General features: G+C 47.7%; 21 protein-coding genes. 12 read left to right on the top strand and 9 right to left on the bottom strand.

Translation table 11 applies throughout. From position 1 onward, the window contains the following. The first annotated feature begins 86 nt into the window (after positions 1 to 86). Entirely contained in the window at positions 87 to 1,409 is a 1,323-nt protein-coding gene (gene dnaA, locus CTN_RS08230; RefSeq protein ID WP_038067925.1) for a chromosomal replication initiator protein DnaA, read from the top strand. Here dnaA and trmB read toward each other — a convergent pair. The 9 genes from trmB to CTN_RS08275 are packed head-to-tail and all read right to left on the bottom strand — an operon-like array spanning position 1,398 to position 10,742. Next, the gene (gene trmB, locus CTN_RS08235; RefSeq protein WP_038067928.1) at positions 1,398 to 2,327 is read right to left on the bottom strand and encodes a tRNA (guanosine(46)-N7)-methyltransferase TrmB; all 930 of its coding nucleotides are present in this window, start codon (positions 2,325 to 2,327) and stop codon (positions 1,398 to 1,400) included. The two genes, dnaA and trmB, sit on opposite strands and share 12 nt — an antisense overlap. Beyond that, entirely contained in the window at positions 2,318 to 3,178 is an 861-nt protein-coding gene (locus CTN_RS08240; protein ID WP_015920065.1) for a radical SAM protein, read from the bottom strand. Before CTN_RS08240 ends, trmB begins: the two co-directional genes overlap by 10 nt. Beyond that, positions 3,175 to 4,314, bottom strand: a complete 1,140-nt coding sequence (locus CTN_RS08245) for a tetratricopeptide repeat protein (protein ID WP_015920066.1) — start codon at positions 4,312 to 4,314, stop codon at positions 3,175 to 3,177. Before CTN_RS08245 ends, CTN_RS08240 begins: the two co-directional genes overlap by 4 nt. Continuing rightward, on the bottom strand, positions 4,311 to 5,783 hold the full coding sequence (locus tag CTN_RS08250; RefSeq protein WP_144399141.1) for an NAD(P)H-hydrate dehydratase: 1,473 nt from the start codon (positions 5,781 to 5,783) through the stop codon (positions 4,311 to 4,313). The genes CTN_RS08245 and CTN_RS08250 overlap by 4 nt, the downstream gene beginning before the upstream one ends. A gap of 30 nt (positions 5,784 to 5,813) precedes the next feature. Then, complete coding sequence (locus CTN_RS08255; protein WP_015920068.1) at positions 5,814 to 6,278, bottom strand: lytic transglycosylase domain-containing protein; 465 nt, start codon at positions 6,276 to 6,278, stop codon at positions 5,814 to 5,816. Then, a complete protein-coding gene (locus CTN_RS08260; RefSeq protein WP_038067931.1) occupies positions 6,275 to 7,354 on the bottom strand; it encodes an iron-containing alcohol dehydrogenase family protein in 1,080 nt (359 codons plus the stop codon). The genes CTN_RS08255 and CTN_RS08260 overlap by 4 nt, the downstream gene beginning before the upstream one ends. Positions 7,355 to 7,364: 10 nt before the next feature. Next, positions 7,365 to 7,781, bottom strand: a complete 417-nt coding sequence (locus tag CTN_RS08265) for an OsmC family protein (protein WP_015920070.1) — start codon at positions 7,779 to 7,781, stop codon at positions 7,365 to 7,367. 9 nt (positions 7,782 to 7,790) lie between these two features. Then, a complete protein-coding gene (locus CTN_RS08270; protein ID WP_015920071.1) occupies positions 7,791 to 9,776 on the bottom strand; it encodes a methyl-accepting chemotaxis protein in 1,986 nt (661 codons plus the stop codon). A 33-nt stretch (positions 9,777 to 9,809) separates the two neighbouring features. Further along, positions 9,810 to 10,742, bottom strand: a complete 933-nt coding sequence (locus CTN_RS08275) for an inorganic phosphate transporter (RefSeq protein WP_041437797.1) — start codon at positions 10,740 to 10,742, stop codon at positions 9,810 to 9,812. A gap of 326 nt (positions 10,743 to 11,068) precedes the next feature. Between CTN_RS08275 and CTN_RS08280 the strand changes: the two genes are divergently transcribed. From CTN_RS08280 to CTN_RS08330, 11 genes are read left to right on the top strand one after another with little or no spacing between them, the layout of a single operon-like run. Further along, a complete protein-coding gene (locus CTN_RS08280; protein ID WP_038067989.1) occupies positions 11,069 to 11,923 on the top strand; it encodes an SDH family Clp fold serine proteinase in 855 nt (284 codons plus the stop codon). Beyond that, a complete protein-coding gene (locus tag CTN_RS08285; protein ID WP_038068033.1) occupies positions 11,910 to 12,644 on the top strand; it encodes a ribonuclease HII in 735 nt (244 codons plus the stop codon). Before CTN_RS08280 ends, CTN_RS08285 begins: the two co-directional genes overlap by 14 nt. After that, the gene (locus tag CTN_RS08290; protein ID WP_015920075.1) at positions 12,631 to 13,218 is read left to right on the top strand and encodes a TIGR00153 family protein; all 588 of its coding nucleotides are present in this window, start codon (positions 12,631 to 12,633) and stop codon (positions 13,216 to 13,218) included. Before CTN_RS08285 ends, CTN_RS08290 begins: the two co-directional genes overlap by 14 nt. A gap of 1 nt (position 13,219) precedes the next feature. After that, complete coding sequence (mazG, locus tag CTN_RS08295) at positions 13,220 to 13,987, top strand: nucleoside triphosphate pyrophosphohydrolase (RefSeq protein ID WP_015920076.1); 768 nt, start codon at positions 13,220 to 13,222, stop codon at positions 13,985 to 13,987. Further along, positions 13,984 to 14,973, top strand: coding sequence for a peptidyl-prolyl cis-trans isomerase (locus tag CTN_RS08300; protein WP_015920077.1), 990 nt, complete (start codon positions 13,984 to 13,986; stop codon positions 14,971 to 14,973). Before mazG ends, CTN_RS08300 begins: the two co-directional genes overlap by 4 nt. Further along, positions 14,970 to 16,001: an S-methyl-5-thioribose-1-phosphate isomerase gene (mtnA, locus tag CTN_RS08305; protein ID WP_015920078.1), complete on the top strand. Its 1,032-nt coding sequence runs from the start codon at positions 14,970 to 14,972 to the stop codon at positions 15,999 to 16,001. The genes CTN_RS08300 and mtnA overlap by 4 nt, the downstream gene beginning before the upstream one ends. Before the next feature lie 2 nt (positions 16,002 to 16,003). Further along, positions 16,004 to 16,774, top strand: coding sequence for a flagellar biosynthetic protein FliR (fliR, locus tag CTN_RS08310; protein ID WP_015920079.1), 771 nt, complete (start codon positions 16,004 to 16,006; stop codon positions 16,772 to 16,774). Next, on the top strand, positions 16,705 to 17,826 hold the full coding sequence (flhB, locus tag CTN_RS08315) for a flagellar biosynthesis protein FlhB (protein WP_038067995.1): 1,122 nt from the start codon (positions 16,705 to 16,707) through the stop codon (positions 17,824 to 17,826). Before fliR ends, flhB begins: the two co-directional genes overlap by 70 nt. Next, positions 17,823 to 19,859, top strand: a complete 2,037-nt coding sequence (gene flhA, locus CTN_RS08320) for a flagellar biosynthesis protein FlhA (RefSeq protein WP_015920081.1) — start codon at positions 17,823 to 17,825, stop codon at positions 19,857 to 19,859. The genes flhB and flhA overlap by 4 nt, the downstream gene beginning before the upstream one ends. Next, entirely contained in the window at positions 19,856 to 21,004 is a 1,149-nt protein-coding gene (flhF, locus tag CTN_RS08325) for a flagellar biosynthesis GTPase FlhF (protein WP_015920082.1), read from the top strand. The genes flhA and flhF overlap by 4 nt, the downstream gene beginning before the upstream one ends. Continuing rightward, the gene (locus CTN_RS08330) at positions 20,970 to 21,797 is read left to right on the top strand and encodes a MinD/ParA family protein (RefSeq protein ID WP_038067997.1); all 828 of its coding nucleotides are present in this window, start codon (positions 20,970 to 20,972) and stop codon (positions 21,795 to 21,797) included. Before flhF ends, CTN_RS08330 begins: the two co-directional genes overlap by 35 nt. Positions 21,798 to 21,800 lie beyond the last annotated feature (3 nt).

Raw genomic sequence — 21,800 nt, forward strand, 5'->3', positions numbered from 1 at the left:
AGATCTGTTTCTTTTTCTCCGTTGACCCGACAAACCTGTTCGTTGGATAATTATTCTTGGCACACCTTGTGCGGGGGTTTCCCAGAATGAAAGAGCGAATACTCCAGGAAATAAAGACCAGAGTGAACAGAAAAAGTTGGGAACTCTGGTTCAACTCTTTCGAAGTGAAAACGATAGAGGGAAACAAGGTGATCTTCTCCGTGGGGAATCTCTTCATAAAAGAATGGCTGGAGAAGAAGTATCATTCGGTGCTCTCAAGAGCGGTGAAGACGGTTCTTGGACACGACGCTACCTATGAACTGACCTACGAATCGTTTGACTCACACACATCCTACAGTGAGCCTCTTGTGAAGAAAAAGGCGGTTCTTCTCACACCACTGAACCCTGCCTACACTTTCGAGAATTTCGTTGTTGGACCGGGAAATTCCTTTGCCTACCATGCTTCACTGGAGGTTGCCAAGAATCCAGGAAAGTACAACCCGCTTTTCATATACGGAGGAGTGGGACTTGGAAAGACGCATCTTCTTCAGTCGATAGGTAACTACATAGTTCAGAGAGAGCCCGATCTGAGGGTGATGTACATCACCAGCGAGAAATTTCTGAACGATCTTGTTGACAGTATGAAAGAGGGGAAACTTGCTGAGTTCAGAGAAAAGTATAGAAAGAAAGTGGATGTCCTTCTGATAGATGATATTCAGTTTCTCATAGGAAAAACGGGTGTTCAAACAGAACTCTTCCACACCTTCAACGAACTTCACGACTCGGGAAAACAGATAGTCATCTGCTCTGACAGAGAGCCACACATGTTGAAGGAGTTTCAGGACAGGTTGATCTCCAGGTTTCAGATGGGACTCGTTGCAAAGCTGGAGCCACCTGACAGGGAAACAAGGAAGAGCATCGCAAGAAAAATGCTTGAAGTTGAAGAGGGAGAACTTCCGGAAGAGGTTCTGGATTTCGTTGCAGAGAACGTGGATGACAACCTGAGAAGACTCAAAGGTGCGATAATAAAACTTCTCGTTTACAAAGAAACCACGGGAAGAGAGGTCGATCTGAAAGAGGCAATCGCACTTTTGAAAGATTTCATAAAACCCGAAAGAAAGCCGATTCTCGATCCCATCGATGAGTTGATAGAGATCGTCTCGAGGGTGATGGACGTACCGAAGGAAGAAATTCTATCGAGCAGCCGGAACGCAAAGGCACTCATGGCCAGAAGAATAGGAATGTACATTGCGAAGACTTATCTGAAGAGTTCCCTGAGGACGATTGCGGAGAAGTTCAACAGGTCCCATCCTGTGGTCGCCGATAGTGTGAAAAAAGTTAAAAATTCCCTGCTCAAGGGAAACAGGCAGTTGAAGATGTACATCGATGAAATCGTCGGGGAGATATCCCATAGGGCTTCAAGTGGTTAACTCCTCAGCGATCTTTCTGAGAGACCACTTCATGGCAGGAGTTCTGTAAGGATCGGAACCATCGTCCAGTTTCAAGATCCATCTTCCGTTTTTCCCCGAAAGATCCAGATAGTAAATTTGACGAAAATCTCCCTCGTCCGTTGAGATCACCTTCAAAAGGTAGCCGCTGTCTCTGTAGACTCTTTTCACGACAAACACTTTGTTTTTGTTTTTGAACACCTTTCCTTCCAGACTCTTCAGTTTTTCCCAGGAAACCGTACCTTCAAAGGTGACGTGCGCCACGGTGTTTTCCCCCTCCAGCAATCTTTTCACCGCTCCGTGTCTTATTTTGCGTGCAATAATCAGGAAGGTTCTTTTACCCTGAGATTTCCACTTTCTCTCGTAGCGTGTTTCCACTTCCCTTTGAAAGTTTTCCACAAAAGAATCCACCACGAAATATTCGGAGGTATCAAAGGCCTCGCGCACCTCTTTAGCGTACCATTCCTCATCAGTTGCAAACTCAAGAGTACCGTCCATTTCCAGAACAGTGGACAGGGTCTGCATGAAATCGTGGCTGGTGATTCTTCTGTTTTCGTGCCTTTTCTTTGGCCAGGGGCATGGAAAATTCACATAGACCTTTTCTACGCTGTTGTCGGGAAAGAGTTCTCTCAGACCGAATCTGCCGTCCACTTTCACAAGTTTCACGTTCGTCAGACCGTATTTTTTGAATTTCTTCTGCGCCTTGACGAAAGAGGTTATGGAAACCTCAAAACCCACGAAGTCCTTTTCGGGGTGCTTTCTTGCCATCTCCGCAAGGAACTCGCCGTTTCCAAAGCCTATCTCCACGACGATTTTCGACTTTCTACCAAAGATCTGTGACCAGTCAAGAGGAAAGAACGGAAAACTCTGAGGTTTTATTTCGTAATCTACTACAACCACCTGAGCCACCTCTCAGTTTCTATGAGATTCAGGTTCTTTTTTTGCGCGTACTCAATGACCTTCAGGTATTCCTCCCGGGTTATGCCTCTGCTCAGGCCATACTTTCTCGCCAGATATTCCGGGCGAAACTGTGCCATTATGTTCACAAGAGGCTTTGGTTCTATCTTTGAAAGCAGATCGATAACGCCCAGACTGTTCTCGATGTATCCTGGAAGAATCAGGTGTCTTACAAGAACACCCTTCTTCATGATACCATCCTTCAACACAGGTTCTCCAGTTTGTTTCACCATGACTTTCAGGGCTTCGAAGGCAATCTGAGGATAGTCCGCGACCCCTGAAAGTTTCATACCAAGTTCCGGATCACTGTACTTGAAATCGGGCATGTAGATGTCCACAAATCCTGCCAGTTGCTCAATCGTCTCAACGGACTCGTATCCACCACAGTTGTAGACAACGGGTATTTTCCTTTCTATTCTTTCAAGGGCATCAACGATGAAGGGAACCTGATGGGTTGGAGTCACCAGATTGAGGTTTTCCACACCCATGTTCTGAAGTTCCACAAATATCTCTGCCAGCCTTTCGATGGTGATTTCTCTTCCCACACCAAGTTGACTGATTTCGTAATTCTGACAGTAAACACATTTCAAATTACAGAAGGTGAAAAAGACCGTGCCGCTTCCTCTACTCCCGACAAGGATTCTTTCCTCACCGAAATGAGGGCCCCATGAGGAAACGATGGGGCGGTTAGAAACACCGCAGACTCCCTTTTCACCTTTCAGACGATTCACACCACAGGTTCTGGGACAGATATCACACCTTTCCAGCTTTCTGTAGAAAACAGCGCTTTTCATATCCTCTTCAGGAAGTACTCGGCATCGTCCGTGTATTCACTGTCTGGGAACTTCTCTATGAAGTCTTCAAATAGTCTCCTTGCAGTGGAGAGATCTCCTTTGAAATAGTAACTCAGCGCCCTGTAGTAATATACATCGTCTTTGAAGTAAACGTTTTCTTCTCCTATCTCTTCTATGGCAAGATCGAATCTCCTTATAGCTTCATCGTACTCCCTTCTCAGGTAGAACATGTAGCCGAGAAACCAGAGAGATTTTGCCCTCTCTATGCGACTCTCTTTCGATGGAACGTAGACCACAGAAGGAGTGGACTCTCTGGTTGAAATCGTACTCAACGCCGATTCTATTTGAGAAAGTTTCCTGTTGAGGTTTGCCAGGAGATCCTTCAGGCTTTCGAGATCTTCAGAGACAGTTTTCACGTCGCTCTGCACTTCAGTGAACCTTCCCTCAACAAGATCGTTCAGTTTTCCCATGCTTTCACTGAGAACTGCTATGTTTGACAGCACATCTTCAACACGCTGCTCCAGTGGCTTTATATCGACCGTCTGTTCGATCACCGGTGTTTCAGATTCTTTCTTTACACTCGAAGGAACAATGTAGAGAGCAAAAAGGGAAACAAGAAAGATGGCCACAAGGAGAGAAATGGTCAGGATCTCAAAGAGACCTGTCTTTCGGCTGGAAAGACCATTTTCGAGAAGCACAGGATGTGTTCTATCGAGTTCCATTAGAAGCTTTCTATACTTCTCCATAGCCTTTCTGTCGTTACGCTGTCTGGCGAGTTTGTACCTCAACGCAATGACTTCGACCAGCTCAGGATAATCTTTCACGATGGACTCAACGATGGAGATGGCTCCCTGGACGTTTTTTCTTTCGAGTTCTTTCAGGGCTTCCTCTGCCTCTCTCGAATAGTCTATGCTGTACTGACTTGTTGCATGTTCGTAGTGTTCTGCGTACTTTTCTTTCAACTCTTCGGGTAGAGACTCGTAGATTCTCTTTACCGCCTTCCAGTTTCGAGCGGCGTACTCTACCTCCAGTTCAAGGTGAGGAAACTCTCCGGGAAAGAGAGAGAGAAGATTGCGGGCTTCGGTTATCCTTTTTTCGCTCAGAAGGTCCCTGACGATTTTTTCCACAGCGTTCATTCTTTCAGCCCCCTTATGGCTTTCGGGATAAGCCTCAAAAGCTCTGAGGTAGTGAGCCCTCTTTCATCGTCTTCGAAAAGATCCGCCGCCATTCCATGCAGATACACCGCAAGAAAACTTGCCTCAAGAGGAGATAGTTTCTGAGCCATGAAACCTGAGATCATCCCGGTCAGAACGTCCCCACTGCCCCCTTTCGACAGCCCCGTGTTGCCTGTTGTGTTGAAGAACGTATTCTCTCCATCTGTGACGATGGTGGTGGCTGATTTCAAAACAAGAACGCACCGGTGTTTTCTGGCGAACTCTTCCGCGAAAATGTAGTTGTACTTCACCTCATCTATCGTTTTGCCGGAGAGCCTTGCCATTTCCCCAGGATGCGGTGTTATCACCGTTGGTTGATTTCTCTCCGAAAGTACCGACACATCGAGAACGTTCAAACCGTCGGCGTCCAGAACAACAGGTTTTTCCAGTTTTTTCAAAAATTCGTTGACGAATCTTCTCGTGTCATCGTTGTTTCCAAGTCCAGGACCGACAGCCACCACATCGACCTTCTCCGCCATCCTCAAACACTCTTCTACATTTTCAGCGCTGAAGTATCCATTTTTCGTTTCAACGGGAACGGAGATGAGTTCAGGAAAGCTGGATGTTGCAACCAGATTCTGTGGAAAGGGCACCACAAGAGTCACAAGCCCCGCTCCCACCTTCAAGGCTCCCATACCAGTCAGAACAGGTGCTCCAGAGTACAGCTTTGAACCTGCTACAACCAACACCTTTCCGTATGTCCCTTTGTGAGAATCTTTTGGTCTTTCTGGCAGCAGCGAAACTGCCATCTCTCTGGTTATCACATGCCTTTTGAGTGGCTCCAGAAGAGATCGAGGGTGTCCAATGTTTGCGACCTTCAGTCTTCCTGCGTATTCCCTTCCTGGAAAAATGAGGTGTCCCACCTTTGGCGCTCCGAAAGTCACCGTGAGGTTTGCTTTCACGGCGGTTCCAAGAACCTTCCCCGTGTCTGCATCCACACCAGATGGGATATCAACCGATACAACGTAGGTGTTCGCGTTGTTCACAGAATCTATCACTTTTGCGTATTCACCTGTGACTTCTCCCTTCAATCCTGTTCCAAAGATTGCATCCACAACCACATCGTACTCTTTCAGGAGAGAAGCGTCAAAATGCTCGAGGACTTTCCCTCCAAATCTGAGGTAGAGGTTGTAGTTGTAATCACAGTCAGGTGTTCTGCTCTTTCCAAGGAAAACAACAAGAACATCCCTGGCCACATTCAGAAGGTTTCGTGCAACAACGAATCCATCGCCCCCGTTGTTTCCCCCTCCACAGAGAACGAGAAATCTTTGTCCAGAAAGGTTTCCCAGTTCCTCTTCCAAAGCAAGAAGAACCGAGATACCCGCTCGCTCCATAAGGACCTTCGAATCCATACCGTATTCGTTTATTGTGATCTCATCGATTTCTTTCATCTCTCGACCGGTTGTCACTTTCACTTTGTATCACCTCTCGCCATAGAGAAAACGATAGATGAAATATATCCTCTTCACCTTCTTCAGATATCTTTGTGCACTCTCGATGTATCTTCCATCGTTCAAAGCGCTGGGTCCAACGTTGTAAGCCATGATCGCCCTGTCGAGATCACCGTAGATGTCCCTCAAAAAGCGAAGATAGACGATCCCGTAGAGTATGTTTCCCTCCGGGTTTTGATAGTCCTGAGCGAGAGCAAATTTCTCTTTCAACCACATCGCCGTCGATGGCATGATCTGCATCAATCCAAACGCACCCGCTGAGGACACAGCGGTTCTGTCGAAGTTACTTTCTACCCAGATTATACTCTGGATGAGCCTGGGATCTATATCACCGGAATAACTTGAAATGTAATCATAATAGTCGTCTGGAAACAACCTGTACAGGTTCGCAAAGAACAGCAGGGCGAAAAGAAAACACAGAAAAAGGACTCTCACACACTCAGGGCCTCCCTGTAGATCATCAGGATTTTTTCTTTTGTGAAAGTCCCCGGTGTGTTCGACACGTGTTTTGCCCTTGATGCTTTCTCAGACCACCTTTCCAGCTCTTCCTGAGAGACCTCAACCCTTTGATAGAGACCCAGATCTTTCAGAAAATTCAGCAGACTTTTTCTGAATATCCTGTTCACTTCATCGACACGATCGGGAATTTCCTCTCTCATGACGTTCATAACGAACGGCAGGACCATACCAGTTGCCCTTCCGTGTTTTATTCCCTTTTCCGTGGTGAGGGGATACCCCATGGCGTGGGCAAGGGTTGTACTCGTCTGGGCGATCACCATCCCGGCAAGGCAGGAGGCTATCAGCATCTTTCTTCTGGCCTTTTCATCACCGCCCATGGCTTTGGGAAGATATTTGTGAATGATTTTCATGGCTTCAAGGGCGAGGGCATCCGATGGAGGAGTCGCCCTTCTGGAAAGGAAACCTTCCACGGCATGGGAGAGGGCATCAACACCCGTTGACAGGACCAGATCCTCCGGCATGGAATAAGTGTACCTGGGATCCAGGAAGGCGTAGACGGGAAACATCAACCTACATCCTCTTTTGTTTCCTTCCTGATCCGTGAGAACAGAGTACGGTGTCACCTCGCTGCCGGTTCCCGCTGTTGTTGGGATCTCCACAACAGGAAGCCATCTTCTGATCTTCTCACTGTCATAGAGATCTTCAACATTGAGATCTTTCTCCTTCAAAAGAACCGAAATCGCCTTGGCGAAATCCATGGGACTTCCACCACCAAGCCCCACCACGAGATCAAAATCTTCGTCTCTGAACCTTTCGGCTGCCCTTTCAACGCTCGCAAAGGAAGGATTCTCTTCGACCTCATCGAAGACGACATAGGAAATGTCGAGCTTTTCCAGAAGGTCTGTTAGATCATCGAGTGAGCCGTTCTTTTTCGAAGATGTTCTGCCCGTAACGATGAGTGCTCTTTTTCCTAGTATCTTCATCACGGGACCTCTTTTGGAAAGGATATGATCTCCAAAGAACACGTCCGTGGGCATGTAGAACTCCCACATGTTCCCCACCTCAACTTTCGTAGACGATCTCGTAGGTCACCTTCGAGGAACACTTCAGGATGGCAGAGACGCTGCAATACTTTTCCTGAGAAAGTTGAACAGCCTTTTCGACTTTGTCCTTTGGGGGCTCACCATCGAACTTGAAGATGTACTTCAGGTGAACCCTGGTGAAGATTCTGGGATGATCTTCTGCTCGCTCGTACTCGATCTCTATCCTGAAATCCTTCATCCGGTCGACCACTTTCATTTTCCTCAGGATGGACACCACGTCCATTCCCGTGCACCCCATGAGGCCAGAAAGAACAAGTTCAAGAGGCCGGGGGGCGGCATCCTTTCCCCCGACCTCTTCTTTGGCATCCATTATGACATCGTGATTGGAATCTGTCCTGACATGAAACATCATGTTTCCGATCCAGCGTGCCTGCATTCTTTCACCTCACACTTTGAACTTTTTAACGAGCGAGGAGAGGTGTTCGGAGAGTTCAGAAAGTCTCTCTGCCGCCTCACTCACCTTAGCAGAGGAGGTGGTCTGGTTTTCTATGAGGGACTCCATTCTTGAGAGACTCTCCACGACACCTTCCACCACCTTGGTGACGTTGTCCATCGCACTTGCCATCTCCTCTGCAGCAGCCCCCTGCTCCTGAGCCGTCGCCGCCGTGTTCTCTATCATGCTGTTGATCTCTTCTATCCTTCCAAGGATCTCTTTGAACCTCTTTGTGATCTCTTCTCCCTTCACCGCTATCTCGTCCACACTCTCAAAGACCTCTTTCGACCCTTCTTCCACGTGCCCTATCGTCCCCCTCAGACTGCTCAGCATCTTCGCTATGTCTTCTGTTGCTTTCTGACTCTCTTCTGCAAGTTTTCTGATCTCATCCGCAACCACCGCAAAGCCCCTTCCTGCCTCTCCTGCCCTTGCCGCCTCTATCGCTGCGTTCAGTGCAAGTAGATTCGTCTGCTCTGCTATCGAGCTGATCGTGTTCACTATCTCCCCTATGGTCTTGGCTGACTCCACAAGTTCCTTCAGGTAGTTTCTCTGTTTCTCTGTTGACCCTTTCAGTTTCTCTATGACACGGCTTACCCCTTCTACGCTCTCTGTTCCTTCTCTTGCCGCTTTCGTCACCGCCTCTGACCTTTCCGTCAGATCCTGGGTGATCTTCGAGATGTTCTGTGCACTCGCCGCTACTTCTTCTACTCCACTCGTCACTTCTGTGAGTGCACTGCTCATGTTGTTCGCCTCATCCAGTATTCTTTTTGCCTCTTCGTGGAGGTTCTCTGCCGATCTGTGGCTCTCCTCTGAGAGGGCCTTTATCTCTTCTGATGCTTTGCTCAGCTCGTTTGATGCCTCTATGATGTTTTTGATCATCTCTTTCAGTGAGGATACCGCTTCTTTCAGGCTCTGTTCTACCTGTGTCAGCTCGTCTTTTCCTTTCGCCTCAAATTCTACCGTCAGGTCCCCTTCTCCAAATCTCTTCACTCTCTCTACCTGCTCTTTCATCCTTCTCACTACTGGCATCATCGAGAAGAACAACACCCCAAAGATCACGCCTCCAAATACCACGTACGTCACTATCGTCCCAAAGGTCGCTTTCCTTCCTTCTGAAAGTAGTTCGTTGAGGTATCCTGTCGAGAAGATGTAAAAGTCGTATCCTGGCACTTTCGCCCACACGGTGTATTTCTTCTCTCCATTGTACTCGTACTCTACGTATCTTTCTCCTCCACTCTTTGCTTCACTGAAAGCTTTCTCAAATCCTCCAAGTTCTTTCACGTCTTTCATGAAGTTTCCCATGTCTTTGTGTATCAATACTTTCCCATCACCGGATACCAGTATGCCGTAGCCGCTTTCTCCAAGTTTTCCGCCGTTGACCACTGTATTCCAGAAATTTTTTCCTTCGGAAAGATCTATCACATAGCCAACACCACCGAGTGTGCCGGCACCGAAGGCACCGAGTGGAGCAAGAACGACAAGTGAGGGTTTATTTTTGAAGGTATCCGCCAGCACAACGTATGGGTCCTTTGAACTCTTCACAAGATTCATGTACTTCTGATAGATGGTTGAAGAGGAATCTATCTGTTCCAGACCGTTTGCGGTGGCGATATAACCAGAACCGGTCATCTCCTCAAAGGTGAGGCCTGCAAGAATCGTACTGGAGGCTTCTTTCACCAGTTTGACCATGTTGGAAGCCATGGAGTAGGTGTCGAGAAGCTGGGCTTCCATCGATTGTGTTAAAGCGCGTGCCCTCTCTACGTACTTGTTCATCTTTTCGGCGAAGTAATTGGAGAGAACATCGATCTGAACCTGCGCGTTCTTTTTGACCGCATCTACAACAGCACCTGAAACACTCTGGTATATGAGGTAAAAACTAACAACAAGCCCCGCCAGAACGACCAGTATGATCACAAAAACCTTCATACGCAATGTCATAGGATCTACCTCCCGGATGTGATTTATCGCCTGTTATTTTATCAGAAATTCGCTCAGAAAAAAAGAAAAAATACCGGAGACAGCGGGAGTGAGAAACCACCCGCTCAGTATCCGGATTAAAACTTTCTTGTTTCCTAACCTCATTCCCCTCGCGTACCCTGCTCCCAGAACGGCTCCCACAATGGCCTGAGAAGAAGAGACAGGAATGCCCACCAGACTGAAAAACCAGACGGTCACGGCCTGAGAAAGAACCGCCACAAGAGATGTAAAGTGATCTAACTCTATTAATTTCTTCCCGACGGTCATCATCACGTTTTTGCTGTAGGTGAGGATACCAAAGGCGATACTAACTCCACCAAGAAAGGCTGCCTGCTCAACGGTGAGGAGTTTTCCCACGAACACCCCCGTTACATTTGCAACGTTGTTCGCACCAAGTGAGAACGCCCCGTATGCTCCAAAGACCCATGCGAAAACCTTTATGACTCTGTCCTGCATCTGAACGCTTGGGATCTTTCGAAAGATGTACGAAAAAGCCGGATAGAAGATCAGACTCAAAGCCAGTGCTCCCGTTGGTGTCAGAAACCACACGATGAATATCTTCGTCAAAGCGGGAAGGTCGAGCCCCTGAATTCCCATCGTGGAGAGGTTTGCTCCCACTATTCCTCCAACCACCGCCTGGGATGTAGAAACCGGTATTCCAAACTTCGTCATGATCGTCACGGTAAGGGCACCGCAGAGAACAGAGATGCTGGAAGCGACAAGATCAGAGGTGCTGAGCGAACCTATATTCTGAAGGCCTCTTGCCTCACCCATCACCGCTCCGAGTACAACGAAAACAGATGCCACGATCGTGGCTCTCCTGTAGGGAGTGAGGCCAGATCCAACGAAAGGACCGAAAACGTTCGCCGCGTCGTTCGCACCAAGGGACCATCCAAGAAAGAGCGAGGGTAAAAGATAAACCAGCATGGTATCCCTCCACATTGCTTACGATTTTCTATTGTATCATTTTGAACCTCTCTTACGGTACAGCAGTCATACAAACAGAACGTAGAAAGTTCCTGACAGAACTTCACAATATTTTAAAAATACGGTACCCGTTTAGGAAAGAAATTAGAATGTTCTCTTAACCTGTTACATTTACAATGAAGACTGGAAGATGAAAGTTGACCCCCCTATCCCCCTTGAGATACACCCCCCACGGCTTTGGCGGGCTCGAAAGAGCCCGCATTTTTTTATATGTGATAGAATTGTACACGATGGATATCATCGGATATCATCTGGAGGTGTTGACTGTGCTCGATATAGGTACCCTGATTTTCCAGATATTCTGGATGATTTTCATTTTCTCTCTCATTACTCCATTTTTGAAGAACTCTGCTCTCAAGTCGGCAAGAGAAACCCTGATAAGAACCTTCGAAAAGAAGAGAGGCAGTCGTGTGATCACACTCATTCACAGAACGGAATCCATCAGCTTCTTTGGTTTTCCGGTGAGGCGCTACATAGATATAGAAGACTCCGAAGAGGTATTGAGAGCGATAAAGCTAACTCCGGAGGATATGCCGATAGATCTGATAATCCACACGCCCGGAGGACTGGTTCTGGCAGCAGAACAGATAGCAAGGGCGCTGAAAAAGCACAAGGGAAAGGTCACCGTCTTTGTTCCGCACTACGCTATGTCTGGAGGAACTCTGATAGCGCTTGCAGCGGACGAAGTTGTCATGGATGAAAACGCCGTCCTTGGACCCCTCGATCCCCAGATTGGAAACATGCCGGCACCCTCCATTCTCGCCGCCGTCAGAAAGAAGGATGTGAACGAAGTTGATGATCAGACGCTGATACTGGCCGATATAGCCGAGAAAGCGATAAGGCAGATAAAGGAATTCGTCACAGAAATTCTGAAGGATAAGATGCCAGAGGAGAAAGCAAAGGAAATAGCAGAGAAACTCTGTGAAGGGAACTGGACACACGATTATCCTCTGACCGTTGACAAATTGAGAGAACTCGGTTTGCAGGTGAGCACCGATATGCCACAGGAAGTGTACGATCTGATGGATCTTTACAAACAGTCCGAACCGAAAAGACCCTCTGTCAGTTACGTTCCGGCTCCTTATTACAGGGGAAGGGAAACACGTGGTGAAGGTAGATGATTTCTACAGAAAAGAGTACGGTGTGGTCGCGGGGATAGACGAAGCCGGCAGAGGTTGTCTGGCGGGGCCAGTCGTGGCTGCTGCCGTCATTCTGGAGTACGATATAGAGGAAGTGTGCGACTCCAAACTCCTCACATCGAAAACGAGGGAAAAGCTGTTCGATGAGATAATGGAAAAGGCAGCCGTTGGAATCGGTATGGCCACACCGGAGGAGATAGACCTTCAGAACATATTCAACGCTACAAAGATGGCTATGAACCGAGCGTTGGAGAATCTCCCTGTGAAACCCTCTTTCGTGATCATAGACGGAAAAGGATTAGATTTGGGCGTTCCCGGTACCTGTCTGGTCGGTGGTGACAGGAAAAGCAAACTCATAGGAGCAGCATCCATCATCGCCAAGGTGGTCAGAGACAGATTGATGGAGAAACTACACGATCTGTATCCTGAGTTTTCTTTCCACAAACACAAGGGTTATGCCACGAAGGATCATTTGAACGAAATCCGTCTTCACGGAGTTCTTCCCGTCCACAGAATGAGTTTCAGACCGGTTCTGGAGAATCTTTCCAGAGAAAGGCTTGAGGATTTTCTTGAAAAGAAACTCATCTCAAGGGAGCGTTTTGACAGGATACTGGGTCTTCTGGAGGCGAGAGAAGGTGTGGCTTTCGGGAAAGAAAGAGTCGGACATAATCTCACTCTTTTTCAAACACGTGGACAAGGTTGAGGAAACACTGGTCTGTGTGTTCGATCTGCTGAAAAATTTCCTGGAAGGATCGGATGAGATCGACATTCTCTATCAGCGTGCCCAAAGACTGGAGAGTGAAGCGGACAGACTCAGAAGAAAGACCGAACTGGAGATGTACAGTGGTGCCTTCCTGCCGAATTTCCGTGGAGACCTCCTCGGCTTGATAGAATCTTTGGACAAGGTTGCAAACAAGGCTGAATACGTGGCGGATATTCTCGCTCTTCAAAAGCCTGAGATTCCTCCAGAGATAAAGGATCTCGTCCTGAAACAGATGGATTACTCTCTGAAGGCTTTTAGATCGTTGAAGATGGCGCTGAAATATCTCTTCGAAGAAATGGACAGGGTAGGAGATTATGTTCTGGAGGTTGAAAGGTACGAGCACGAAGAAGATCTGGTGGAAAGGAACGCACTGAGAAAGCTCTTTGAAATGGAAACCGACAAATGCACAAAACTCGAAGCGAAAGAACTCATCAGAAGCATAGGAGACATTGCAGACAGAACGGAAGATGTCTCTGATAGAGTAGAAATCGTGCTTTTGAAGAGGAGGTTCTAAAATGGGAAAAACGGGAAAACTCTTCGAAGAACTCGTGTCCATCATGGAGAAGCTTCGCTCCCCGGAGGGTTGCGAGTGGGACAGAAAACAAACTCATGAGAGTCTGAAACCCTATCTCATCGAAGAGTGTTACGAACTGATCGAGGCGATCGATAAAAAAGATGACGAAATGATGAAAGAAGAACTCGGAGATGTTTTGCTCCAGGTTGTGTTCCACTCTCAAATAGCAAAAGAGAGAAATGCCTTCTCCATAGATGATGTGGTCGAACACTTGAATTCCAAGCTCATCAGACGCCATCCCCACGTTTTTGGAGACAGTTCCGGTTATTCCTACAAACAATGGGAGGATATAAAGGCTCAGGAGAAAGGAAAGAAGAAATCATCGAGGGTTGGAGAGATAAATCCTCTCGTTCCTGCCCTCTCCATGGCAAGAAGAATTCAGGAAAACGCTGCACAGGTGGGATTCGACTGGGACAACATCGAGGGGGTGTATGAGAAGATAGAAGAAGAACTTGAAGAACTCAAAAAGGTCAGAAGCACGGATGAAGCAGAGGAAGAACTCGGTGATCTTCTGTTTTCCATAGTCAATCTGTCCAGGTTTCTTGGGATCGATCCCGAATCTGCCCTCAGAAAGGCCACCAGAAAGTTCGTGGAGAGGTTCAGGAGGATGGAGGAGATGATAGAAAGGGATGGACTGGTGCTGGAGGAACTGTCTTTGAGGGAACTGGACGAATACTGGAACAGGGCGAAAGGAGGAGATGAGGAATGAAAAAGGTTTTCCTCGTAATTCTTCTGGTGACAACGGCCACTTTCTTTTCGCAGGCAACGACCACATCGAGCACGGTGGTTGCCATCGTCAACGGCCAGCCGATCACTTCGGATCTTCTCGAACTCGAAGCGGATATAAACGGTATTCTCAAAAGCATCGCACAGATCGATATGAGATTCTTCAACGTTCTCACAGGAACCGAGGAGGGATTGAGACTCCTTTTGAAATACAAAATGGAAGTTTTGAATTCACTGATAGACGATCTCCTCATACAGCAGCTTGCAGAAAAAGAGGGGGTCGGTGTAACAGATGAAGAGGTGAATGCAGAAGTCGAAAAAAGACTGAAAGAAACGGTGGAGTCGATGGGGATAACCCTTGAAGATCTGGATAAGTTCCTTCAGAGTGCAGGTTACGGTGATCTTGAAACGTTCAAAAAGCGCCTCAAATGGCACCTGAAAACCCAGCTTTCGCTTCAGAGACTTCAGGAAAAGATCACCCAGGATGCAACGGTGACGGTTGAGGAAGCCCAGAATTACTACAACCAGAACAAAGAGGCGTACAGAGTGCCGGCTGCCGTTCATCTCTACAGGATCTCCGCCGAAGAAAAAGGAAAAATCGATGAGGCCCTCTCAAGGATCAGAAAGGGAGAGGATTTCCTTGAGGTCGCAACAAAGGTGGCAACAGGAGGAGACCTGGGCTGGATCGAAGAAGGAGAACTTGAAAAGGATTTGGAGAGTGTCATCTTTGAAGCGCCGGAGGGTGCCATACTCGGTCCGTTCGAATCGAAGGGTGGTTTTATGCTCTACAAAGTTGTAGAAAAGAGGGCTTCCTCTTACAAAAAGTTCGAAGAGGTGAAAGAGGAAATCATCAACAAACTGCTCTCGGAGAAAAAAGCACAGATCTGGAACGACTGGTTCAACAAAACGTTCGAAGAGTTCAAGAAGAACAGTCATATAGAAATAAAACTTGGAGGGAGCGGGGAATGAAGTTAAAGACAAAGACGATGGAATGGACAGGAAACTCCTTGAGGCTGCTGGACCAGAGGAAACTTCCCTTCATCGAGGAGTACGTAGAATGCAAAACACACGAAGAGGTCGCACACGCGATAAAGGAGATGATCGTCAGAGGAGCACCTGCCATAGGTGTCACGGCTGCCTTCGGATACGTTCTGGGTTTCAGAGAGTACCGTTCAGGAGATCTGAAGGAATGGATGAAACAGGTCAAGGAAGTTTTATCTCGAACCAGGCCCACGGCCGTGAACCTGTTCTGGGCCCTGAACAGGATGGAAAAAGTCTTTCTTGAAAACCTGAAAAACGAAAACCTTGGTGAAATCCTCGAAGAAGAAGCCATGAAAATGGCACAGGAGGACATAGAGACGAACAGGGCGATCGGCAGAAACGGAGCAGAACTCATAGAGGATGGTTCGACAATTCTCACTCACTGTAACGCAGGTGCGCTTGCGACGGTGGATTACGGCACGGCCCTCGGGGTGATAAGAGCCGCCGTGGAGGCGGGAAAACGTGTGAGGGTGTTCGCCGACGAGACGCGTCCCTACCTTCAGGGGGCAAGGCTCACCGCCTGGGAGCTCATGAAAGACGGTATAGAGGTCTACGTCATAACGGACAACATGGCAGGATGGCTTATGAAAAGAGGAATGATAGACGCTGTGGTCGTGGGAGCCGACAGAATCGCTCTGAACGGAGACACCGCAAACAAGATAGGAACTTACTCCCTTGCCGTTCTGGCGAAAAGAAACAACGTTCCCTTCTACGTGGCGGCTCCGATATCTACGATAGACCCTACGATAAAAAGCGGTGACGAAATACCAATAGAGGAGAGGAGGGCAGAAGAGGTAACCCACTGTGGAGGAAACAGGATCGCTCCTGAAGGGGTGAAGGTTCTGAATCCGGCCTTCGATGTCACAGAAAACTCTCTGATAACAGCGATCATAACGGAAAAGGGTGTCATCAAACCACCTTTTGAGGAGAACATAAAGAAGATCCTCGGGGTGTAACCTTGGATCAGATTTTTGCCTTTTTGGAGGAAAAGTTCCTTGCGTGGATGTGCTTGTTCACAAGATTTACAGGCTTTTTTGTGATCGCCCCTTTCTTTTCTGAAAGGGCATTTCCGGTTGTCGTGAAGGTTTTCCTTGCGCTCTTTACGAGCTGGTTGACCCTTTACTCGTCGAACATGAGTTTGCCACTCGATACGCCCGTTCTCACCTTAACACTGAACCTGTTGTTTAACTTTCTCGTGGGATTCAGCCTTGGGTTCATCGTGTATCTTTTCCTTCAGGCATTCAACGGAGCAGGTTACATCTTTGGTTTTCAGATGGGATTTGGTATGGAGGAAGTGCTCGCGTTCGGAGAAGAGCAGACGAACCCTACAGGGGAATTGATATACCTTCTGGGTCTGACAGTTTTTGTGCTCATAAAAGGACCTCTTCTGATCTTCGAGGGTCTGAAGGATTCTTTAGAAGTGTTTCCCGTGAACCTTGTTAATTTAAAAGAAGATTTTTTCTCCTACATCGTGCAAAGGTCTGATGAATTCTTCGTGATGATCCTGAAGATCGGAATTCCCATCATCGCGTTTATGTTCATCGTCAGCATCGTACTGGGAATCGTCTCCAGACTCATTCCACAGATGAACGTTTTCATGGTTGGACTGCCGTTGAAGGTGATGATAGGTTTCGTTCTGATAGCGGGGATGTTGCCGATATGGGCGGACATGGCTCAGAGTATCTCAAATCTTGTCTGGAACGCTATTCAAGAGCTTCTTGGGAAATAGTTCCTCTACTGTTCGCTGAAGCCGAACGAACAGAGCGCGCCACTCCAAGGAAGAGAAGGAGAGTAAGAGAGGAAGGTCGAGTTCCCGTCTCAAGAGAACTCAACATGGCTATCACCTTCCTCATATTCGCCGTTGTCTTGAAGATATTCGGACCACAGGGGATCGCAAGCATCGCCCGGGATGTCAGTGCCTTTCTTTCCCTCGAAGAAACAGAAGATCTTCTGAGCGCTCTTGGATATTTTAAAGATATTCTTTTGATGATCGGAGCCCTTATGCTCTTCACCATGGCCGCTGGAATTCTGGTGGGGGCGATTCAGACGAGGTTTCTTCTTGCGTTCAAAACCCTCAGACCCGATCTGAACAGGATAAATCCGGTGGAAGGGTTCAAAAGACTGTTTTCTCTGAGATCAGTGGTCGAACTTTTGAAGGCCGTTATGAAAGTGGTGGTCATCGGTGTTGTCGTTTATCAGGTACTGAAAGATCGCTGGTACGAGATGGTTCTTTTGAGTGACATGGAACTGGAAGATGCCTTTCTGAACCTCTGGGATGTGGCATCTGAAGTTTCTCTGAAGAGTGGCATAGCCCTTCTTGCACTGGCCGTGTTCGATTATGCCTATCAGAGATGGGATTACGAAAAAAGCATTCGAATGACAAAACAGGAAGTGAAGGACGAGTTCAAGGAAGTCGAAGGAAACCCTGAGGTGAAGCGAAGGCAAAGGCAGATGATGTATGATATCCTACGAAGGAGAATGATGGAGGAGGTCCCCAAGGCCGACGTTGTGATCACCAACCCAACGCATTTTGCCGTAGCCCTGAAGTACGATCCCGACACGATGAACGCACCAACCGTGGTGGCGAAGGGTGTGGACCATCTGGCCCTGAAGATCATCGAGATCGCAAGGGAAAACGGTGTTGCAATCGTGAGAAACCCTTCTCTTGCCCGAACGCTGTATTACAGGGTGGAGATAGGTGAGGAGATACCGGTGGAATTCTACAGGATAGTGGCAGAAGTACTCGTTTACGTTTACACGAGAAAAGGGGTGAGAATTTGAAAAACGTCGATATCGTGGTCTCTCTGATGATAGTGGCCATCGTGCTTCTGATGGTACTTCCAATTCCAGATAGAATGCTGGATTTCTTTCAGATTCTCAACTTAACCCTCTCGATGATAATACTTTTTTCCACGATGTACATAAGAAGCGCACTGGAACTTTCTTCATTCCCGACTTTGCTTCTTGTGGTAACACTCTTCAGGCTGGGACTCAACGTGGCTTCAACGAGGCTCATCCTTCTGGAAGGTCCACAGTTTCAGGGAAGGGTCATAAGAACCTTTGGGGATTTTGTGGTCAGGGGAGATTACGTTGTGGGATTGATAGTGTTCTTGATACTGGTCATCATCCAGTTTGTGGTCATCACAAGGGGTGCCGAGAGGATAGCGGAAGTAGCGGCAAGGTTTACCCTCGATGCCATGCCAGGAAAACAGATGAGTGTGGACGCGGATCTGAACAGCGGCCTGATCACAGAAGAGGAAGCAAGGAAAAGGCGAGAGGAGATAAGAAGAGAAGCGGATTTCTACGGTGCTATGGATGGTGCCAGTAAGTTCGTGAGAGGGGATGCCATAGCGAGTATCATAATCGTTTTCATCAACATAGTTGGTGGGCTTCTCATCGGTGTTTTGAGGCACGGTATGAGTCTTGGGGAAGCGGCACAGGAATACGTGATCCTCACGGTGGGAGACGGACTTTCCGCCCAGATACCCGCTTTGCTGGTTTCCACTGCAACCGGTATCATCGTGTCCAGGGCAGCATCGAAGGAGAATCTCGGAAAAGACCTGGTGTCGGAACTTTCTCGCGAAACGAAGGTCATCATCCTCACAGGCGGTGTTTTGATCTTTCTGGGACTTTTCACTCCCATTCCGTTTTTCAGTGCTCTTCTGGGAGGGGCTTTGATCCTGCTTGCGGTCTATGCCTCAAGGGCCGTTCCTCAGGAAGAACTCGCAGGTCCATCGCCCGCGGAAAGACCGAGTGGTCCTGTACTGTCAACCCCTGAAGAGGTGGCTGAGGTGATACAGAGCGACACCGTTGAGGTGGAGATCGGATACGGTCTGATTCCCCTCGCCGATCCATCCCAGGGCGGTGACCTCCTCGACAGGATCACATCCATAAGAAAACAGCTTGCCTTCGAATTGGGTCTTGTGGTATCTCCCATCCGGGTGAGAGACAGTGTCCTTCTGAAACCAAACGAGTATTCCATAAAGATAAGGGGAAGTGAGGTTGCTCGTTATGAGCTGATTCCAAACAGGCTCCTCGCAATAAATCCTGGAACCGCTGAGGAGAAAATACCCGGCATACCAACCAGGGAACCCGCCTTCAACCTTGAGGCGTACTGGATAGAAGAGTGGAGAAAAGAAGAAGCCCAGCAGAAGGGTTACACCGTGGTGGATCCTCCCACCGTCTTCGCCACACACCTTTCTGAAGTGCTGAGAAGACACGCCGATGAACTGCTCGGAGTCAAGGAGTTCGAACTCCTTGTTGAAGGTCTGAAAGAGAAGTTCCCGAAACTGGTTGAAGATCTCATACCGGACGTTATGAAACCAGCTGAGGTGAAAAAGGTTTTGCAGAGACTCCTGAAGGAAGGTGTTTCCATCCGGAACCTTCCGACCATTTTCGAAACACTTTTGGAAAGCGCAGAAAAGAGCAAGGACATAGATTTCCTGGTGGAAAGTGTGAGAAAGGCTCTGAAAAGGCAGATCGCTTCTCAGGTGCGCTCCGATGACGGTAAAATACACGCGGTAGTCCTCGAAAGGGAACTGGAGCAGAAACTCGCCGAATCGATAAAGGAAGTGGGGGAAGAAAGAGAACTCCTTCTGAATCCAGAAGTGTCACGAGAACTCATGAACAGGATATCTGCTGCCCTGAGTGATCTGATGAAAAAGGGGTATCAGCCGGTTGTAGTCTGTTCTTCCAGCATCAGGTCGTACCTTTCCAGATACATAGCAAGGAGTGTCCCAGGTGTTTTTGTGATCTCCTACGATGAAATACCGGACGATTACACCCTCCAGATTGAAGGCGTGGTGAAACTGTGAAAATAAAAAAATACCTCGCCGAGAGCATCAGAGAAGCGATGATGATGATGATAAAAAGAGAACTTGGGGATAACGCCGTTATCCTGAGCTCTCGTAGGATAAAAAAAGGTGGATTCTTCGGAATAGGAGGAAAGACGTACTTCGAGATAACCGCCGCCGTGGAAGAAAAAGAAGAGGAAAAGAAGGTAGAAAACGCTTCTACTTACAGACTTCAGGAGATCCTGATAAAGAACAGACGAAGCCTGGACGATAATATTAAGGACGAGTTCGACGAGATAAAGAGAACCATAAGTGAAATCAAACAAATCCTTGTGAAAGAGAAGAGCCAGACCCTTCCAGAAGGGCTGTCGAAGATCTCCTACGGTATGGAAAAACAGGAGATAATACCGGAAATCAGATACAAAATAGTGGAGTTTTTGAAGATGAAGTACGGTGATCTGGATCCCGGCTCAAAAGAAGCCTTCAAAATTCTCTCTGAGCAGTTTTCCAACATCATAAGAACGAAAGTACCGGACTTTGAGAATGTAAAGGTTCTCTTTGTTGGAACAACTGGAGTTGGTAAGACAACAACACTTGCAAAGCTTGCTGCAAGGTTCAAGATAGAAGAGAAAAAGCGTGTGGCGATACTCACACTGGACACCTACAGAATAGCCGCAGCCGAACAGTTGAAGACGTACGCGGAGATAATGGATATTCCCATGAAGATCGCATACACACCAAAGGAAGCAGAATACGAAATGATGGCACTGAAGGATTACGACGTTCTTCTCATCGACACCGCGGGAAGGAGCCATCAGAACGATCTTCAAATGAGCGAGGTCAAAGCCCTGGCAGAGGCTGTGAAACCGAACATCACGTTTCTGGTCGTCGCCATGAACTACAAACTGGACGACATGAAGAAAATTCTGGAGAAATTCTCTGTGGTGAGACCCACACATCTCATCCTCACGAAGATGGACGAAACATCCGTTTATGGTACTTTTGTGAACATCTCAGAAATCACAGACATTCCAATCGCCTTTGTAACAAACGGTCAGAGAGTGCCAGACGACATCTTCGAAGCAAATTCCGTGGAACTCGCGAGGATCGTAACCAGTGAGGTGTTAAGCTGTGCCGGATCAGGCGGAACATCTCAGGAAAAGTGAACCGAAGATAGTGAGTGTTCTCAGCGGAAAAGGCGGTGTGGGGAAATCCGTAATAGCGGTCAACCTTGCTCTGGCGCTGAAAGAAACAGGAGCGAATGTGCTTTTGCTGGATGCAGATGTGGGATTTGGAAGCGTCGAGATCCTCCTTGGTTTCATGGCGCCCAAGACACTGAAAGATTTTTTCAAATCCGATATGAAGATCGAGGACATCGTTTTCAGCACAAAATACGGTGTGGATGTTCTCAGCTTTGGAATTGACATGGAGGATCTTCTCCTTTTCAATCTGAGCGATCGAAGACGTTTCTTCGATTGTTTTTCCAGGCTTCTCAAAAAATACGATTATCTGATAGTAGATTTTCCACCGGGGTACAACGAGAACCTGGACAGTTTCTACCTGCAGTCTGACTTCCTCATCCTTGTGACAACACCGGAGCCAACTTCCATCATAAACACTTACACACTGATGAAAATTCTGTCCGTCAAGGGAGTCTCTCCAGAAGAAGTTTTCCTTGTCATGAACATGGCAAAGAACATGAGAGAAGGAAGAATCGCTGTGGACAGACTGAAAAGGGTGATCGAAAGATTCGTTGGCTTCACGATAAAACACTCCTTTGTGGTGAAAGAAGATCCCGTGGTTCACAAGAGTGTGGTCTCGCAGGAACCGTTCGTTCAGCGTCACCGGAAGTCCCAGCCGTCTTTTGCGATATATGGGCTCAGAGAAAAGATCCTGAGAGAGCCTGTTCGGAAAGAGGGTTTCCTGACCAAAATAAGACAGATGCTTGGGATAGGGTGATAC

It is taken from the genome of Thermotoga neapolitana DSM 4359, from assembly GCF_000018945.1.
GTDB lineage: Bacteria > Thermotogota > Thermotogae > Thermotogales > Thermotogaceae > Thermotoga > Thermotoga neapolitana.

Excerpts from the sequence above, each read along its gene's own strand:
- dnaA (WP_038067925.1), top strand. The coding sequence starts at position 87 with ATGAAAGAGCGAATACTCCAGGAAATAAAGACCAGAGTGAACAGAAAA.
- CTN_RS08240 (WP_015920065.1), bottom strand. The coding sequence starts at position 3,178 with ATGAAAAGCGCTGTTTTCTACAGAAAGCTGGAAAGGTGTGATATCTGT.
- CTN_RS08245 (WP_015920066.1), bottom strand. The coding sequence starts at position 4,314 with ATGAACGCTGTGGAAAAAATCGTCAGGGACCTTCTGAGCGAAAAAAGG.
- CTN_RS08250 (WP_144399141.1), bottom strand. The coding sequence starts at position 5,783 with ATGAAAGAAATCGATGAGATCACAATAAACGAATACGGTATGGATTCG.
- CTN_RS08260 (WP_038067931.1), bottom strand. The coding sequence starts at position 7,354 with ATGTGGGAGTTCTACATGCCCACGGACGTGTTCTTTGGAGATCATATC.
- CTN_RS08265 (WP_015920070.1), bottom strand. The coding sequence starts at position 7,781 with ATGCAGGCACGCTGGATCGGAAACATGATGTTTCATGTCAGGACAGAT.
- CTN_RS08270 (WP_015920071.1), bottom strand. The coding sequence starts at position 9,776 with ATGACATTGCGTATGAAGGTTTTTGTGATCATACTGGTCGTTCTGGCG.
- CTN_RS08275 (WP_041437797.1), bottom strand. The coding sequence starts at position 10,742 with ATGCTGGTTTATCTTTTACCCTCGCTCTTTCTTGGATGGTCCCTTGGT.
- mazG (WP_015920076.1), top strand. The coding sequence starts at position 13,220 with ATGGGAAAAACGGGAAAACTCTTCGAAGAACTCGTGTCCATCATGGAG.
- CTN_RS08300 (WP_015920077.1), top strand. The coding sequence starts at position 13,984 with ATGAAAAAGGTTTTCCTCGTAATTCTTCTGGTGACAACGGCCACTTTC.
- mtnA (WP_015920078.1), top strand. The coding sequence starts at position 14,970 with ATGAAGTTAAAGACAAAGACGATGGAATGGACAGGAAACTCCTTGAGG.
- flhB (WP_038067995.1), top strand. The coding sequence starts at position 16,705 with ATGGGCGGACATGGCTCAGAGTATCTCAAATCTTGTCTGGAACGCTAT.